This window comes from Burkholderia pyrrocinia (assembly GCF_018417535.1).
Lineage (GTDB): Bacteria > Pseudomonadota > Gammaproteobacteria > Burkholderiales > Burkholderiaceae > Burkholderia > Burkholderia pyrrocinia_E.
This window is the reverse complement of the sequence record NZ_CP070978.1, coordinates 690982-707229: the sequence shown is the minus strand read 5'-3', so window position 1 is coordinate 707229 and position 16248 is coordinate 690982. Positions and strand designations below refer to the sequence as shown.

13 protein-coding genes are annotated in these 16248 nt (G+C 68.7%); 6 read left to right on the top strand and 7 right to left on the bottom strand.

Features of this window, described 5'->3' with window-relative positions; translation table 11 throughout:
* Positions 1-103 precede the first annotated feature (103 nt).
* The 5 genes from JYG32_RS21310 to JYG32_RS21290 all read left to right on the top strand — a co-directional run bounded on the left by JYG32_RS21310 (position 104) and on the right by JYG32_RS21290 (position 5260).
* Positions 104-1132 carry a substrate-binding domain-containing protein gene (locus JYG32_RS21310; protein ID WP_213266864.1) on the top strand — a complete coding sequence of 343 codons (1029 nt, stop codon included), beginning with the start codon at positions 104-106 and terminating at the stop codon, positions 1130-1132.
* A gap of 397 nt (positions 1133-1529) precedes the next feature.
* Entirely contained in the window at positions 1530-2216 is a 687-nt protein-coding gene (locus tag JYG32_RS21305) for a type 1 glutamine amidotransferase domain-containing protein (RefSeq protein ID WP_213266863.1), read from the top strand.
* 141 nt (positions 2217-2357) lie between these two features.
* Entirely contained in the window at positions 2358-3467 is a 1110-nt protein-coding gene (locus tag JYG32_RS21300) for an NADH:flavin oxidoreductase/NADH oxidase (protein WP_213266862.1), read from the top strand.
* 136 nt (positions 3468-3603) lie between these two features.
* Positions 3604-4674, top strand: a complete 1071-nt coding sequence (locus JYG32_RS21295) for an AI-2E family transporter (RefSeq protein ID WP_213266861.1) — start codon at positions 3604-3606, stop codon at positions 4672-4674.
* A 211-nt stretch (positions 4675-4885) separates the two neighbouring features.
* Positions 4886-5260 (top strand): hypothetical protein, encoded by a 375-nt coding sequence (locus JYG32_RS21290; RefSeq protein ID WP_174382818.1) that lies wholly within the window; start codon positions 4886-4888, stop codon positions 5258-5260.
* 25 nt (positions 5261-5285) lie between these two features.
* Here JYG32_RS21290 and JYG32_RS21285 read toward each other — a convergent pair whose 3' ends face one another.
* Positions 5286-6080, bottom strand: a complete 795-nt coding sequence (locus JYG32_RS21285) for an SDR family NAD(P)-dependent oxidoreductase (protein ID WP_213266860.1) — start codon at positions 6078-6080, stop codon at positions 5286-5288.
* A gap of 171 nt (positions 6081-6251) precedes the next feature.
* Between JYG32_RS21285 and JYG32_RS21280 the strand changes: the two genes are divergently transcribed.
* Positions 6252-7097 carry an AraC family transcriptional regulator gene (locus JYG32_RS21280; protein WP_213266859.1) on the top strand — a complete coding sequence of 282 codons (846 nt, stop codon included), beginning with the start codon at positions 6252-6254 and terminating at the stop codon, positions 7095-7097.
* 65 nt (positions 7098-7162) lie between these two features.
* Here the strand turns inward: JYG32_RS21280 and JYG32_RS21275 are convergent, their stop codons facing one another.
* The 6 genes from JYG32_RS21275 to JYG32_RS21250 form a co-directional block, all read right to left on the bottom strand.
* Positions 7163-7750, bottom strand: a complete 588-nt coding sequence (locus tag JYG32_RS21275; RefSeq protein ID WP_174382821.1) for a LysE family translocator — start codon at positions 7748-7750, stop codon at positions 7163-7165.
* A gap of 99 nt (positions 7751-7849) precedes the next feature.
* Positions 7850-9307, bottom strand: coding sequence for a heavy metal sensor histidine kinase (locus JYG32_RS21270; RefSeq protein ID WP_213266858.1), 1458 nt, complete (start codon positions 9305-9307; stop codon positions 7850-7852).
* A complete protein-coding gene (locus JYG32_RS21265) occupies positions 9307-10002 on the bottom strand; it encodes a heavy metal response regulator transcription factor (protein WP_174382823.1) in 696 nt (231 codons plus the stop codon). The genes JYG32_RS21270 and JYG32_RS21265 overlap by 1 nt, the downstream gene beginning before the upstream one ends.
* Before the next feature lie 22 nt (positions 10003-10024).
* Positions 10025-11539: an efflux transporter outer membrane subunit gene (locus JYG32_RS21260; RefSeq protein ID WP_213266857.1), complete on the bottom strand. Its 1515-nt coding sequence runs from the start codon at positions 11537-11539 to the stop codon at positions 10025-10027.
* Positions 11536-12765, bottom strand: a complete 1230-nt coding sequence (locus tag JYG32_RS21255) for an efflux RND transporter periplasmic adaptor subunit (protein ID WP_213266856.1) — start codon at positions 12763-12765, stop codon at positions 11536-11538. Before JYG32_RS21255 ends, JYG32_RS21260 begins: the two co-directional genes overlap by 4 nt.
* Positions 12766-12791: 26 nt before the next feature.
* The gene (locus tag JYG32_RS21250) at positions 12792-16040 is read right to left on the bottom strand and encodes an efflux RND transporter permease subunit (RefSeq protein ID WP_213266855.1); all 3249 of its coding nucleotides are present in this window, start codon (positions 16038-16040) and stop codon (positions 12792-12794) included.
* Positions 16041-16248: the final 208 nt, after the last annotated feature.

Here is a 16248-nt window from a genome sequence, read left to right as displayed (position 1 = left end):
GATATTTATTTGACGGTAATACTTACCAAATGGAAATAATTACCCGATCGGGGCGTCCGGGCCTCCGGCGTCCGGGCCTCCGGACGACCGGGCGGACCGGCGAATGCGAGGAGCGACGGTGAAGGTGAATCTGAAGGCGCTGTCGGATGCGCTCGGGCTGTCGCGCACGACGGTCAGCCGCGCGTTGAACGGTTACGACGACGTCAGCGAGGCGACGCGCGAACGCGTGGCGAAGGCTGCACGGGAAATGGGCTACGTGGCGGATCCGACCGCGCGCCGGCTGGCGACCGGGCGGGCCGACGTGATCGGGATCGTCTATCCGTTCGGTGCGGGCGATCTCGGCGATCCGCGTTTCGGCGAGGTCGTCGCGGGCATCACCGAGCGGCTCGCCGAGCGCAATCTCGATTTCATCATCGCGTCTGCGCGACCGAATGCGGAACTCGACACCTATCGGCGGATCGTCGACGGCAAGCTCGTCGACGGGCTGATCGTCGCGCGTACGCTCGTCGACGATCCGCGCATCGCCTACCTGCAGTCGAGCGCGTTTCCGTACGTCGCGTACGGCCGCACGCAAGCTGCCGAGCCGTATGCGTGGTTCGATTTCGACAACGAGGCGGGCGCGCGCGATGCCGTCCGTCGGCTGATCGGTTTCGGGCATCGGCGCATCGCAATGATCAGCGCGCCGCTGGCGCTGAATTTCGCCGCGCAGCGTCGCGCAGGCTATCTGTCGGCATTGCACGAAGCCGGTATCGCGCCGGATCCGGCGCTGCTCGTCGAGGGTCCGTTTACGCACGACGGCGGGCTGCAGGCCGCACGGGCGCTGCTCGCGCGCGCCGAGCGGCCGACGGCGCTGCTGGTCGACAACAATCTCGCGGGCGGCGGCGCGTTTCGGGCGCTCGTGGACAGCGGGCTGCGCCTGGGGCAGGACCTGTCGCTGATCGTCTATGACGGCGTGCCGCCGGACCTCGCGCATCCGCATCGCGTGACGGCGGTCATGCAGCCGACCGGGCACGCATCGGGGCGCGCGCTGGCGGAATTGATGCTGAGGCGGCTGGACGACGGCGTACGCGAGCATCGGCTCGAGGCGCCGGTAATCGAGGCCGGCGATACCGACGGCCCGGTGCGCGGCTAGCCGGCGCGACGGACCCGGGCAGGGCGCGATCGGTGGCGGACGTTGCCGGATCGCGCCCGGCCGAAAAGGCCATGACGCGTGCAGGGATGAATGCCCGTTCTCTAGACGACCGGTCTAATCAGCGGATATCATCCGTCCTCATGAATGCGACGACGCCTCCCGGCTCGGGCAACGCGGACGCGAAAATGCCATATCGCCCTGCGATGCTGAACATGCAGCGAGACGCCGTCGTTTTTTTCGGATTTCTTCTAGACGACTGGTCTAATAGGTCGGGCGGTATTTTGGCGTCGCGAGCGGCACGTTGGCGCGCCGTATCTGACTAACCGACAGGCGTGCCGTGCCGGCCGATGCCGGGCCGCGCGGCCCCGTTCCCCCCATTTTCGAAGGAGATTCGATCATGAAGATTCTGGTTGTCCTGACCTCGCACGACACGCTCGGCGACACCGGCAAGAAGACCGGCTTCTGGCTCGAGGAACTGGCCGCGCCGTACTACGCGTTCAAGGATGCGGGCGTCGAGCTGACGCTGGCGTCGCCGAAGGGCGGCCAGCCGCCGCTCGACCCGAAAAGCAACGATCCGGCCGCGCAGACCGACGCGACGCGCCGCTTCGACGCCGATCCGGCGGCCAAGGCCGAACTTGCTTCGACGCGCAAGCTGGCCGACGTGTCGGCGGACGACTACGACGCGGTGTTCTACCCGGGCGGCCATGGCCCGCTGTGGGATCTCGCCGAGGATCTGCATTCGATCGGCCTGATCGAGCGCACGCTCGCGGCCGGCAAGCCGGTCGCGGCCGTCTGCCACGCGCCGGGCGTGCTGCGTCACGTGAAGAACCCGGCGACCGGCGAATCGGTCGTGCGCGGCAAGCGCGCGACGGGGTTCACCAACAGCGAGGAAGCGGCCGTCGAGTTGACGGAAGTCGTGCCGTTCCTCGTCGAGGACATGCTGAAGACCAACGGCGCGCAATTCGAGCGCAGCGCCGACTGGGCGCCGCATGTCGTCACCAACGGGCTGCTGATCACGGGGCAGAACCCCGCGTCGTCGGCGCCCGCTGCCGAGGCGCTGCTCGCGAAGCTCGGCCAGCGGTAAGCACCTGGCGCCGGCCGGGCCGGCGCCGTTCCGTATCCGTCGCCGGGCGCAGCCGGCCCGCCGACGGCCCGAATCGTTGCGCCGTGCGCGTCGCGCGGCGAGTTCCCAGTCGTTTTGCAGAACCAAGCAAAGGAGTCGTGGATGTCAGCCCTGTTCGAACCGTTCAAACTCAAGGATGTCACGCTGCGCAACCGCATCGCGGTGCCGCCGATGTGCCAGTACGTCGCCGAAGACGGCGTCGTCAACGACTGGCATCACGTGCATCTGGCCGGCATCGCGCGCGGCGGCGCGGGCCTCGTGATCGCGGAAGCGACGGCCGTGTCGCCGGAAGGGCGCATCACGCCGGGCTGCGCGGGGCTGTGGAACGATGCGCAGGCCGAAGCGTTCGCGCCGTCGGTCGCGGCGATCAAGGCGGCCGGCGCGGTGCCCGGCATCCAGATCGCACACGCGGGCCGCAAGGCGAGCGCGAACCGTCCGTGGGAAGGCGACGACCATATCGCCGACGGCGATCCGCGCGGCTGGCAGACCATCGCGCCGTCGGCCGTGCCGTTCGGCGCGCACCTGCCGAAGGTGCCGCGTGAGATGACGCACGACGACATCGCCCGCGTACAGGCCGACTTCGTCGCAGCGGCGAAGCGTGCGCGCGACCTGGGCTTCGAATGGCTCGAACTGCACTTCGCGCACGGTTATCTCGGCCAGAGCTTCTTCTCGGTGCATTCGAACCGGCGCGGCGACGAATACGGCGGTTCGGCCGAGAATCGCGGCCGTTTCCTCGTCGACACGCTCGCAGCCGTCCGCAAGGTATGGCCCGAGCATCTGCCGCTGACGGCACGCCTGGGCGTGATCGAATACGACGGCCGCGACGAAGAAACGCTCGCCGAGTCGATCGCGCTCACGCAGCGGATGAAGCAGGAAGGGCTCGACATGCTGAGCGTGTCGGTCGGCTTCACGACGCCCGACGCACGGATTCCGTGGGGCCCGGCGTTCCTCGCGCCGATCGCCGAGCGCGTGCGCCGCGAGGCCGGGCTGCCGGTGTCGTCCGCGTGGGGGATCGACACGCCGCAACTGGCGAACCGCGTGGTGGCCGAAGAGCAGCTCGATCTCGTGATGGTCGGCCGCGCGCATCTCGCCGATCCGCACTGGCCGTACTACGCGGCGAAGCAGCTCGGCGTCGAGCGTCCGTCGTGGACGCTGCCCGCGCCGTACGCGCACTGGCTCGAACGCTACCGGATCGCCGACAAGGTGGCCTGAGCGGGCGCGGCAACGTAGCGCCGGGGCGGCCCGCGCATGACGCGCGCCGCCGATCCGGCGCCGATGGATAGAATGGCGGTTCGTGCAGGCAGGTTGCCTGCGCGAGCCGCCATTTTTCCATTTCGATAGAGGTTTCATGGGCGCACATGTCCCGTCGTCTCACGAGTCCGCCGCGCGGCCACGCGTGCAGCAGATCGCCCGCGTCGTGCTGTATGCGGCGCTGCTGGTGCTTGCGCTGTGGGTGATCCGCGACTTCATTCCCGCCATCGCGTGGGCCTGCGTGATCGCCATCGCGATGTGGCCGCTGCTGAAACGCTTCGAATCGCACCGGCTGTTCCGCAACCGGCCAACGGTCATCGCGCTCGTCATCACGGCGGCGATTTCGCTGCTCGTCGTGTTGCCGATCGCCGTCGCGGCGACCCAGGCGGTCGGGCAGGCGCACGACCTGCGCGAGTGGCTGCGTACGATCCAGGACAACGGCATTCCGCTGCCCGACGTCGTCAGCCGGCTGCCTTACGGCTCGGTGCAGATCGCCGAGTGGTGGCAGGCCAATCTCGGTCATCCGCTGCATGCGTCCAGCGCGATGCATGGCGTCAGCAGCGAGAAATTCCTCGCGTTCGGCCGGCAGTTCGGCACGAAACTCGCGCATGTGCTGCTCGAATTCGGCTTCATGCTCGTCACGCTGTTCGTGATCCTGCGCGCGGGCCACAAGCTGTCGGGCGCGTTGCTGCAGGGCGCGCAGCGCGCGTTCGGCCGCAACGGCGCGGAACTGATCGACCGGATGGTCAAGGCCGTGTACGGCACGGTGACGGGGCTCGTCGTCGTCGGGCTCGGCGAGGGCGCGCTGCTCGGCATCGCCTATGCGCTCGCGGGCGTGCCGCATGCGGCGCTGCTCGGCCTCGTCACGGCGATTGCCGCGATGCTGCCGTTCTGCGCGCCGGTCGTGTTCTGCGGCGCGGCGCTCTGGCTGTTCGTGCAGGGTGCGACCGTGTGGGCCGTCGTGGTGGCGGTGCTCGGTTTCGTCGTCGTGTTCGTCGCCGAGCACTTCGTGCGGCCGGTGCTGATCGGCAGTTCGGCGCGGCTGCCGTTCCTGCTCGTGCTGTTCGGCATCCTCGGCGGCGCCGAGACGTTCGGCCTGATCGGGCTGTTCGTCGGCCCCGCGCTGATGACGGTGCTGACGATGCTGTGGGCCGAATGGATCGCGTGACGACGCTCGCCGTCGCGCCGATTCGATGCATCGGCGCGACGGGATGGATGCGCGTGCAAGCATGCGCCGGGGCGACGATCCGGCTTGCGCACGGGCATGCAAGGCAGGGGTTCGTATAGGGATCTCTATATTTCTTTTCGATCCGGACCCAAAGGTCTAGTAGCATGGGGCTTTCGATCACGCCGGCATGGCGCAGCAGATTTCCCCAAGCATGCGATTGATTCCGATGTCCCGTCCTGCAGCGGCGCTGTCCCTGGCCGCCGGTTGCCTGATGTTGCATGGCTGCGCGTGGTTCGACTCGTGGCTACCGTTCTCGTATTCGCGCACGCCGCTCGCGCGGGCCGCATCGCGGCATGGCGCGACGCGCGCCGACGTCGTCCGCGCCGGCGGCAACCCGCGCAGCGTATGGATGGTCCGCAACGGCAGCGGCGTCTGCTACAACTACTTCATCGAGCACGGCAACGATCACCGGCCTTACTTCGTCGTATTCGACAAGGCCGGCGTCGTTACGCAATACGGCTTCGATTCCTGCATGGACGCCGACCGCAAGGGCACGCTCCAGCCGGACAAGGCCGCTTCGCGCTAGCGCGGCGGCACGCCGCGCCCGGCTGTCAGGCGAGCGTATCGACCACGCCGCCATCGACGCGCAACGCCGCACCCGTGGTCGCCGAAGCCTGCGGCGAGCACACGTACACGACCAGGTTCGCGACTTCCTCGGGCGTCGCGGGTCGCTGGATGATCGAGCTCGCGCGATGTTCGCGTATGAAATCCACGGCCACGTCTTCGACACTGCGGCCCGTTTCGTCGGCCGTTTCCTTCAGCAGCGCGCGCACGCCTTCCGACAGCGTCGGCCCCGGCAGCACCGAGTTGACGGTCACCTGGGTGCCGGCCGCGAGCTTCGCAAGACCGCGCGCGATCGACAGTTGCGCGGTTTTCGTGAACCCGTAGTGAATCATGTCGACCGGGATGTTCAGGCCCGATTCCGACGAAATGAACACGATGCGTCCGGCATTGCGTTCGATCATCCCTTTCAGGTAATGCCGCGCGAGCCGCACGCCGGACATCACGTTCATCTGGAAGTAATGTTCCCATTCGGCGTCGTCGATGTCGAAGAACGCCTTCAGGCCGTAGATGCCCGCGTTGTTGACGAGGATGTCGGCATCGGGCGTGTGCTGCGTGACGCGCGCGACGCCGGCTGCGTCGGACAGGTCGGCGGCAACACCGTCGACGCTCGCGCCGGGCACGGCGGCGCGCAGTTGCGCGAGCGCGGACTGTACCGATGCGTCGCTGCGGCCGTTGACGACGACACGCGCGCCGGCGCGCGCGAGCCCTTTGGCGATCGCGAGCCCGATGCCGGCGGTGGAGGCGGTGACGACCGCGGTCTTGCCTTTCAGATCGATGTGCATGAGTGTGACGGGAGAGGAGTGAACGGGAGTCGCCGCGCTCGCCGCGGCGGGCGGAATTCAAAGCTTAGGCCAAACCGCGCGATCCGGCATCGAAGGTGCAAGGCGTCGGTTGCATCGGCCCGCACAGTCTTGTACGGTGAGCGTTCGCCGCCCGAACCAGGAGCCCGCCGCGTGAGCCGTCCCACCAACCGATCCGCCGTGCCGTCGCCGTTCTGGCGCGATGCCGCGCTGCCATTCATCGAGGCGCGCACCGTCGACGACGGGCGCGCGATCTGCTACGCGAAGCATACGCATGACACGTTTTCGCTGGGCGCGATCGTCGGCGGCACGAGCACCTACGTGAACGGCGCGACGAACGCGCATGTCGGGCGCGGCGTGCTCGTGATCATCGATCCGGAGCAGGTGCACGCGTGCAATCCGTATGGCCCCGACGCATGGGCGTACCGGATGGTCTACGTCGACGTGCCGTGGCTCGCGCGGCTGCAGCACTCGCTGGGCCGCGATCCGAACAGCGATTTTCACGGGTTTTCGCCGAAGTTGACGGAGCGGCGCGACCTGTTCGCGCAATTTGGCGGCTTCTACCGCACGCTCGTGTCGTCCGGCGTCGATCCGCTCGGCAAGGAGAGCGCGGCGATCGAATTCTTCACGCAACTGCACGGCGCGCTCGATCGCGAGCTGCCCGGCCTGCGGCCCGCGGACGACAACGCCAAGCTCGCGCGAGCGGCCGACTACATCGCCGCGCATTGCCGCGAGGGCGTCACGCTCGATGCGATCTGCGCGGCGGCCGACCTGTCGCCGTCGTACCTGATCCGCGCATTCAACGCGCGCTACGGGATGACGCCGCATGCGTTCCTGATCGATCGCCGCGTGCAGTACGGGCGCACGGAGCTGCGCCGTGGGCGGCCGATCGCCGAGGTCGCGCTCGACGCGGGTTTCGCGGACCAGGCGCATTTCCAGCGCGCGTTCCGGCGGATCGCGGCCGCGACGCCCGGGCAGTACCGTAGCGCGATGAACTGAACGGCAGGGCGCGACTGCGCTTGCGCTGTCGATGCGTGGCAGCGGCTGATCCGCAGGCCGGCCGGCTAGACGTCGAGCAGAAAGAGTGCGCTGCCCGCGAGCAGCAATGCCATCAACCGGTTGAATACGCGCATGCGCCGCGCGTTCGCGAGCCGGTGCCGCAGCGACGCGCCCGCATATCCCCAGCACGCGATCGACGCGAAACAGATCACCAGATACAGCGCGGCGAATAACCAGACCTGCGTGCGGTCGCCATCGGCCGCATACGCGCCCATCGCGGCCACGCACGCGAGCCACGCCTTCGGATTCAGCCACTGCATCGCCGCGCCGGCCGCCGCCGACGGGCCGGCCACGTCCGGGTCGGCCGCCAGCCGGCCGTCATCGAGCGCGAGCCGCAGCGCCATATAGAGCAGGAACGCGATTCCCGACCACTGCGTCGCGGTCGTCAGCACGGGCCAGCGCACGAGCGCCGCGTGCAGGCCGAGGCCGATCAGCAGGAACAGCGCGACGAAGCCGAGCGTCGCGCCGGCCGCATAGCGCAGGCTCGCGCCGAGGCCGTGGCGTGCGCCGGCACTGAGCGCGACGATGTTGACGGGACCGGGGGTGATCGACGAGGCGAGCGCGAACGCGGCCATCGAAACCAGCATGCTCATCAGGTGTCTCCATGCGAAATGTCGAAAGTCGCATCGAGACTACGGGAGCTGCGCCGGCCCGTATTGAAGAAAACTGCCCTCGGCGGCGCGCGGCCGCCGTCAGTGCAACGCGCGCGGCGCGTGCGCCGGCTGCGTCGCGTGCGGATCGGCCGCGCCGGCGGCATCGCCCGGGCGCAGCGGGCCGCCCGCGCAGGGTTGCGTCGACACCGAGAAGCCGAACGTATTGACGCCGCCCGAACACGCGACGAACACGCTGCCGCCGTGCATCTCGGCCACGGCCTTGACGATCGACAGGCCGAGGCCGTGGTTTTCCTTGCTGTTCGCGCGCGCTTCCTCGAGCCGGTAGAAGCGTTCGAACACGTGCGAACGCTGCACGGGATCGATCGGCTCGCCGGGGTTCGAGACGGCCATGTCGACGAGCGTGTCGCGGCGCGTGATCGTCACGTTCACCGTCGCGCCGGGCGCCGAATGCTGGATCGCGTTGATCAGCAGGTTCGTCATCGCGCGGCGGAACAGCGACGGATCGACGGCCGCGCGCGCATCGCCGTGCAGTTCGGCGCGCAGTTGCGCTTCGTCGAGCGGGATTTCGAGGAAGTCGAGCATGCGCCGCACCTCGTCGGCGAGCGACACGTCCTTCAGGTCGGTCGCGCGTTCGCCGCGATCGCTGCGTGACAGGAACAGCATGTCGTTGATGATCACGCGCAGCCGTTCGAATTCCTCGAGGTTCGACTGCAGCGTCTGGCGCATCCGGTCGACCGAGCGGTCGCGGCTCGTCAGCGCGACCTGGGTCTGGCCGATCAGGATGCTGACCGGCGTGCGCAGCTCGTGCGCGACGTCGGCGTTGAACGCTTCGAGCCGCGCGTAGGTTTGCTGGATGCGTTCGAGCGCGCCGTTGAACGAGGTAGCGAGATCGCGCAGCTCGGCCGGCAGCGCGTCGGTCTGCAGCCGCTGGCGGCGGTTCGCGAGGCTGATCGCCGACGCGTCCTGCGACAGCCGGTCGAGCGGCGCGAGCCCGAAGCGCGCGACCGCGCGGCTCAGCAGCAGCGTGATGACGGTCGCCGTCGCGATCAGCGCGGCGAGCGTCAAGCCGAAGCGGCGGAGCATCCGTTGCGTGCGCTCGCACGAGCTGGCGACGATCAGCTTCAGCGCCGGGCGCTCGCCGCTGCCGGCCACGGTGACGGTCTTCGTCATCACGTCGTAGCTGCTGTCGTTCAGCGCATAGCGCTGGAACGCGCCGAATGGCGGATCGACGGGCACGCCGTTTACCGGCGTTCCGAAGCGGAATGCCGGGTTCGTGCTGTCGACCTGATAGCGCGTCGAGCCGTCGGGCGGGACGAGATCGGCGAGTTTTTCCTGCATCAGGCGACCGCGCGCGGCCGTCGTCGCATGCGACACGATCATCTCGGCGACCTTGGTGCGCGTATCGAGCGTCGCGCGCAGTTCCGCGAAGAGCTGGCGTTCCATCATCACGAACAGCCCGCAGCCGACCAGCGTGAACACGAGCAGCGACACGATGCCGAACATCGCCGAGAGCCGCAGGACGATCGAGCGTTTCATCAAGCGTGCCTCTCGGTGTCGCCGTCCTCGCGCGCCTCGAGCACGTAGCCCATCCCGCGGATCGTGTGCAGCAGCTTGTCCGCGAACGGGCCGTCGAGTTTCGCGCGCAGGCGCTTGATCGCCGTCTCGACGACGTTCGCGTTGCTGTCGAAGTTCACGTCCCACACGAGTTCGGCGATCGTCGTCTTCGACAGCACCTCGCCGCTGCGCCGCGCGAGCACGCCGAGCAACTGGAATTCCTGCGCGGTCAGGTCGAGGCGCGTGCCGTCGCGGGTCGCGCGGCGGCCGATCAGGTCGACGCGCAGGTCGCCGATCGAGATCAGCGTCGATTCCTGCACGCGCGCGCGGCGCGTCAGCGCGCGCAGCCGTTCGATCAGTTCGAGGAACGAGAAGGGCTTGGTCAGGTAGTCGTCGGCGCCGCCGCGCAGCCCGCGCACGCGGTCGTCGACGCGGTCGCGCGCGGTCAGCATGATGACGGGCGTCTGCTTCTGCGCGCGCAACGCGCGCAGCACGCCGAAGCCGTCGAGCTTCGGCAGCATCACGTCGAGCACGACCACGTCGTAGTCGAATTCGACGGCCTTCCACGCGCCGTCTTCGCCGTCGAGCGCGGTGTCGACGACCCAGCCTTCCTCGGTCAGGCCGCTCTTCAGGTATTCGACGACTTTCGGTTCGTCTTCGACGATCAGGACTTTCATGTTGGTTGTCCGCCTAATCGGGTTAAGGGTCGACGCCCGCGGTGCGCTGCGGACCGGCCGCCGCGACGTCGGACGGCGCGGGGCCGTTCGTCGCGCCGCCGTCCCAGCCGCCGCCGAGCGCCTTCGCGAGAAAGACGACGAGCGTCGCGCGCTGGCCCTGGATCTGCACGGCCTGGCGCTCGCTCGTCAGCAGTTGCTGCTGGGCCGTCAGTACGTCGATGAATGGTGTCAGGCCGCCCGCGTAGCGATCCTGCGCGAGCGACACGAGCTTGCGCGCATCGTCGACGGCCGCCGATGCCTGCTGCGCGGCGTCGGCCAGCACCGACAGGCCCGTCACCGCATTTTGCACCTCCTGGAATGCAGTGAGCACGGTCTGCCGGTAGCTGGCCTGCGCGGCGGCATAACCGGCCTGCGCGAAATCGACGCCGGCCTTCAGCTTGCCGCCTTCGAACAGCGGCTGGCTGACCGACGCGCCGACCGACCACAGCAGCGCCGGCACGGTGAACAGGCCCGCGAAGCGCGTCGCATCCCAGCCGATGTCCGGCGACAGCGTGATGCGCGGGAAATACGCGGCGCGCGCGACGCCGATCTGCGCGTTCGCGGCGGCCATCGCGCGCTCGGCCGACGCGACGTCGGGGCGCCGCTGCAGCAGGTCGCTCGGCATGCCGGTCGGCAGCGCGGGCGCGTTGATCGGCACCACGCGCGGCGGCAGCGAGAACTCGGGGGCCGGCGTGCCGACCAGCGTCGCGATCGCGGTTTCGACCTGCGTGCGCTGCTGGATCAGCAACTGCAACTGCGTGCGCGTCGCGTCGAGCTGTGCGCGCTGCTGCAGCAGGTCGAGGCCCGATACCGCGCCGAGTTCGTGGCGCGCGTTCACGTAGTCGAGCGCCTTTTGCTGCAGGTCGATCGAGCGCTTGACGACGTCGATCTCGGTGTCGAGTTCGCGCAGCGCGAAATAGCTCGATGCGAGATCGGCGGTCAGCACGAGGCGCGCGTTCGCGAAATCGTCGTGCGCCTGCTCGGTGCTCGCCTGCGCGGATTCGACGCTGCGCCGCACGCGGCCGAACAGGTCGAGTTCGTAGCTGACGCTCGCACCGACCTGGATGTCGTTCTGCACCGTCGATGCGTTTTGCGTCGCGTAGTTGGTCCGCGGCCGGTCGGCGGAGATCTTGAAGCGCTGGCCGCTCGCGTTCAGGCCGACGGCCGGATACTGCGCGGACGCGACCGATGCGAGCGTTGCCTTCGCCTGGTCGTAGCGCGCGGCGACGACCTTCAGGTTCTGGTTGTTGCGCAGCGCGTCGGTTTCGAGCGCATCGAGCTGCGGATCGCCGAACGCGGTCCACCACGCCGGATCGAGCGGCGCACGGGCCGGCGCGGCCGGGTGCCAGTACGCGTCGGCCGGGTCGAGTCGCCATGCGGCCGGCGTATCGACGGCCGGGCGCCGGTAGTCGGGGCCGACCGTGCAGCCGGCGACGGCGGCTGCCGCCACGACGGCGACGAGCGCAGCGGGCCGCACGCGGGCGCGCGTCGCGATCACGACTTCGCTCCCGCGGCGGCCGATGCGGGTTTTGCCGCCGGCGTCGACACGACGACCGGGTCGCCGTTCGCGAGCGCGTCGCTCGGGTTCGCGACGAGGCGGTCGTTCGGCGTGAGCGGCCCGTCGACTTCGAGCGTCTGCCCGATCGTGCGCACGACCGTCACCGGTTTCAGGCGGACCTGGCCGTTCGCGTCGACGGTCGCGACCGTCGGGCCTTCGGCGCGGAACAGCAGCGTATTGGCGGGGATCTGCAGGCGGCCGACCGGTGTCATCGGCAGCGTCGCCTGCACGTACGCGCCGGGCAGCAGCCGTGCATCCGGGTTCGGCAGCGTGATCTCGATCTGCAGCGAGCGCGTCGCGACATCGATCGCTTCGGACGTGCGCGTGATCGTGCCGTCGAAGGTCCGGCCCGGCAGCTCGGCCTGCGTGACGCTCACGTGCTGGCCGACCTTCACCTGCTGCGCGTACGCCTGCGGCACCTGTACGTAGAGGCGCAGCCGGTCGGCCTGCACGACGGTGAACAGCGAGCGGCCCGCGTTGCCGGAGCCGACGAGATCGCCGACGTCGACGTTGCGCTGCGTGACGATCCCGTCGATCGGCGCGACGATCCGCTGGAAGCCCTTCAGTTCGGTGAGCCGGCGCATGTTCGCATCGGCCGCGGCGAGGTTCGCGGTGCCCTGGTTGAATGCGCCCTGGCGGTCGTCGAGTTCCTGCTGCGACACGGCATCGCGCTGGCGCAACTGCTGCGCGCGGTCGAACGACGTCTTCGCGAGCGCGAGCGCCGCCTGCGCCTGCTGCCGTTGCGCGGTGGCCTGTGCGAGCTCCTGGTTCAGCTCGGGCGTGTCGAGTTCGGCGAGCACTTGCCCCTGCTTCACGTGCGCGCCGATGTCGGCCTGCCAGCGCAGCACATAGCCGCTCGCGCGCGCGTAGATCGGCGCCTCGACGAAGCCGCGCAGCGTGCCGGGCAGCGTCAGCTTGCCGCCGGTGGCCGCGTCGACCGGGCGCACGACGTTCACGTACTGGCGCGTGTTCTGCTCGGCGATCGCGTCGAGCCGGTTGCGGTTCAGCACGTTGACGACGATCGTGCGCGCGGCGCCCGCGGCCAGCAGCACGACGATCACGACCAGTACGATTCGCCCGCGCCGCGACACCGACGTGCGCGTCGGCAGGTGCATGCCGTGTTCGTCCACCTGGATGCCGACGGAGCTGTGATGTTTCTCTTCCATGAATTAACCGGGTCTATAGGCGAAGGTCAGTGTCCGGCCTGGCGCGCGCGCCGGCGGGCCAGCCGCGAATGCACGCCGCCGAACACGAGCGGCACGAACAGCAAAGTCGAAACGGTCGCGAACAGCAGCCCGCCGATCACCGCGCGGCCGAGCGGCGCGTTCTGCTCGGCGCCTTCGCCGAGACCGAGCGCCATCGGCACCATCCCGATGATCATCGCGAGCGCCGTCATCAGCACCGGCCGGATCCGCGTCGCGCCGGCCTCCAGCGCGGCCGTGAGCGGCGGCGCGCCGGCCGCGAGGCGCTGGCGCGCGAACGACACGACGAGAATGCTGTTCGCGGTCGCGACGCCCACCGTCATGATCGCGCCGGTCAGCGCGGGCACGCTCAGGTGCGTGCCGGTGATGAACAGCATCCACGCGATGCCGGCGAGCGCGGCCGGCATCGCGCTGATGATGATCAGCGGGTCGAGCCACGACTGGAAATTGACGACGATCAGCAGGTAGACGAGCACGATCGCCATCGCGACACCCGCGCCGAGGCCGATATACGACGTGCGCATCGTCTCGATCTGGCCGCGCATCGTCAGGTCGGTGCCGCGCGGCAGGCTCGCGCGCATGTCGGACACGATGCGCTCGATCTCGCCCGCGACCGAGCCGAGGTCGCGGCCCTCGACGCTCACGTACAGGTCGATCGCCGGGCGGATGTTGTAGTGCGTGATCACGGCCGGGTTCGCGGCGGTGCGCACCTGCACGAGGTTGCCGAGCAGTTGCAGCGGCATGCCCGTGCGGCCGCTCGCCGAAATCGGCGTGCCGAGCAGGTCGTCGACCGACGAGATGTCGTATTGCGGGGTCTGGATCTGCAGCGGGTACTGGACGCCGGTACGCGGGTTGATCCAGAACGACGGCGTCGTCTGCGAACTGCCGGACAGCGAGATCAGCATGTTCTGCGCGACGTTCTGCGCGGAGAGATTGAGCTGCTGCATGCGCGTACGATCCATGTCGGCCAGCAGGGTCGGCTCGTCGTTGCGTTGCAGCACGTGCACGTCGACGGCGCCGGGGATTTGCCTGACCTTTTTCATCAGGTTGCTCGCGATTGTCATGTTACTCGCGAGATCGTTGCCGAGCACCTGCACGTCGATCGCGGCCGGCTGACCGAAGTTGAGGATCTGCGTGATGATGTCCGACGGCTGGAAGAAGAACTCGACGCCCGGGAAGCGCTCGGGCAGCAGCTTGCGCAGCGTCTGCACGTAATGCCGGGTCGCCCGGTGGCCGGGCTTCAGCGCGATCAGCAGTTCGCCGTCGAGCGTGCCGATCGTGCCGGCATTGCTGTACGACAGGTTGATGCCGCTCACGGGCAGGCCGAGGTTGTCGACGATCGCGCCGAGCTCGTCGGGCGGCACGGCTTCGCGGATCACGCGCTCGACCTGGTCGGCGAGGCGCGCGGTTTCCTCGATCCGGTAGCCGGTCGGCGCGCGCATGTGCAGCCGGATGTTGCCGGAATCGGCATTCGGGAAGAAGTCGCGGCCGAGCGCGAACACGAGGCCCGTCGACACCACGCAGAAGCCGAGGAAGCACATCGCGTAGAAGCGGCGGCGCACGAGCAGCATGCTGAGCAGCACGAGGTACCACGCGCGCAGCCCCTCGAACGCGTTGTTGAACGCATGATGCACGCGTGCGAAACGCGACGTCGCATGATCGGGGCCGGTGCTCGCCTGCTGCGGGCGGAACAGCAGCATCGCGAGCGTCGGCACGAGCGTGCGCGACAGCACGTACGACGCGAGCATCGCGAACACGACGGCTTCCGCGAGCGGCCCGAACAGGTAGCGCGCGACGCCCGTCAGGAAGAACATCGGCACGAACACGATGCAGATGCACAGCGTCGACACGAACGCGGGCACCGCGATCTCGCCGGCGCCTTCGAGGATTGCCTCGTGCAGGTCCGTGCCGAACGACGACCCCCGCGCTCCCTCCGGTCGCTGCCCCCCGAGGGGGCCGCTCGGCACGCTTGGGGCGGCCCGGCGCGTGCCGAGATGCAGGTGCCGCTCGATGTTCTCGATCGTGACGGTCGCGTCGTCGACCAGGATCCCGACCGCGAGCGCGAGCCCGCCGAGCGTCATGATGTTGATGGTCTCGCCGAGCGCCGACAGCGCGATCAGCGACGTGAAGATCGACAGCGGAATCGAGATCGCGATGATCAGCGTGCTGCGCCAGTTTCCGAGGAACAGCAGGATCATCATCGCGGTCAGCACGGCGGCGATCAGCGCCTCGTGGATCACGCCCTGCACGGCCGCATTGACGAACACCGACTGGTCGAACAGCGCCGTGATCGCGAGCCCTTCGGGGAGTGTCGGAATCACCTTCGGCAACAGCGCCTTCAGGTCCGACACGACCTTGAGCGTCGACGCGTCGCCGCTTTTCAGGATCGACACGAGCACGCCACGCTGGCCGTTCTGGCGCACCACGTTGGTCTGCGGCGCGAAGCCGTCGCGCACCGCCGCAACCTCGTTCAGGTAGGTCGTCGCGCCGCCGACGGTCTGGATCGGCAGGCGGCTGATGTCCGCGATCGTGTCGGCCGACGCGTTGGTGTCGATCCGGTACTCGGTCTGGCCCATCTTCGCGGTGCCGGTCGGCAGCACGAGGTTCTGCGCGTTGACCGCGTTGACGATGTCCGCCGGCGTGAGCCCCTTCGCGAGCAGCGCCTGCGGGTCGATGTCGATCGCGACCACGCGCGTGCGGCCGCCGTACGGGAACGGGATCTGCACGCCCGGAACCGTGATCAACTGCGGGCGCAGGAAGTTGAGCGCGATGTCGGCGAGCGACTGTTCGCTGAGCGTCTTGCTCGACAGCCCGAGCTGGATCACCGGGATGCTCGACGCCGAATAGGTGATCACGAGCGGCGGCGTCGCGCCCTGCGGCATCTGCCGCACGATCGCCTGCGCGGACGAGACCGTCTGCGCGATCGCTGTCTGCACGTTCGCGCCGGGCTGCAGGAACACCTTCACGACCGCGATGCCGGGCAGCGACGTCGACTCGACATGCTGGATGTTGTTGACGGTCGTCGTCAGGATCCGTTCATGGACGGCCGTGATGCGGTTCGTCATCTCCGTCGCGGAGAAGCCGCTGTAATTCCAGATCACGCTGATCACGGGGATGTTGATCGCGGGCAGCACGTCGACCGGCGTGCGCATCAGCGCAAGCGGGGTGGCCAGCACGATCATGATGGCCATGACGATGAACGTGTAGGGGCGCCTGAGCGCGAGATTGACAATCCACATGGAGGCAGCGGGACAGGCGGTGATCAGGCGTCGGTGAAGGGAACCCGAATGATAGGCGTCGGCGTGGAACGGGTTACTGTCGCGAAACTGGCGGAACTGTCAGGTTGTGGCGCGGTCGCGGTCGGTCGATTCTGCAGACGGAAGGCATGCGCATGCTGCGACCCGCGAACGGTTGCGGCAACGGATGCGCGCATCGAGCCGGCGACGG

Coding starts and splice junctions, on each gene's coding strand:
- JYG32_RS21250 (WP_213266855.1), bottom strand. CDS start 16,040: ATGTGGATTGTCAATCTCGCGCTCAGGCGCCCCTACACGTTCATCGTC.
- JYG32_RS21285 (WP_213266860.1), bottom strand. CDS start 6,080: ATGCACATCGATCTGAAAGGCAAGACCGCGGTCGTCACCGCCTCCACC.
- JYG32_RS21300 (WP_213266862.1), top strand. CDS start 2,358: ATGTCAGCCCTGTTCGAACCGTTCAAACTCAAGGATGTCACGCTGCGC.
- JYG32_RS21275 (WP_174382821.1), bottom strand. CDS start 7,750: ATGAGCATGCTGGTTTCGATGGCCGCGTTCGCGCTCGCCTCGTCGATC.
- JYG32_RS21265 (WP_174382823.1), bottom strand. CDS start 10,002: ATGAAAGTCCTGATCGTCGAAGACGAACCGAAAGTCGTCGAATACCTG.
- JYG32_RS21290 (WP_174382818.1), top strand. CDS start 4,886: ATGCGATTGATTCCGATGTCCCGTCCTGCAGCGGCGCTGTCCCTGGCC.
- JYG32_RS21295 (WP_213266861.1), top strand. CDS start 3,604: ATGGGCGCACATGTCCCGTCGTCTCACGAGTCCGCCGCGCGGCCACGC.
- JYG32_RS21310 (WP_213266864.1), top strand. CDS start 104: ATGCGAGGAGCGACGGTGAAGGTGAATCTGAAGGCGCTGTCGGATGCG.
- JYG32_RS21255 (WP_213266856.1), bottom strand. CDS start 12,765: ATGGAAGAGAAACATCACAGCTCCGTCGGCATCCAGGTGGACGAACAC.
- JYG32_RS21305 (WP_213266863.1), top strand. CDS start 1,530: ATGAAGATTCTGGTTGTCCTGACCTCGCACGACACGCTCGGCGACACC.
- JYG32_RS21270 (WP_213266858.1), bottom strand. CDS start 9,307: ATGAAACGCTCGATCGTCCTGCGGCTCTCGGCGATGTTCGGCATCGTG.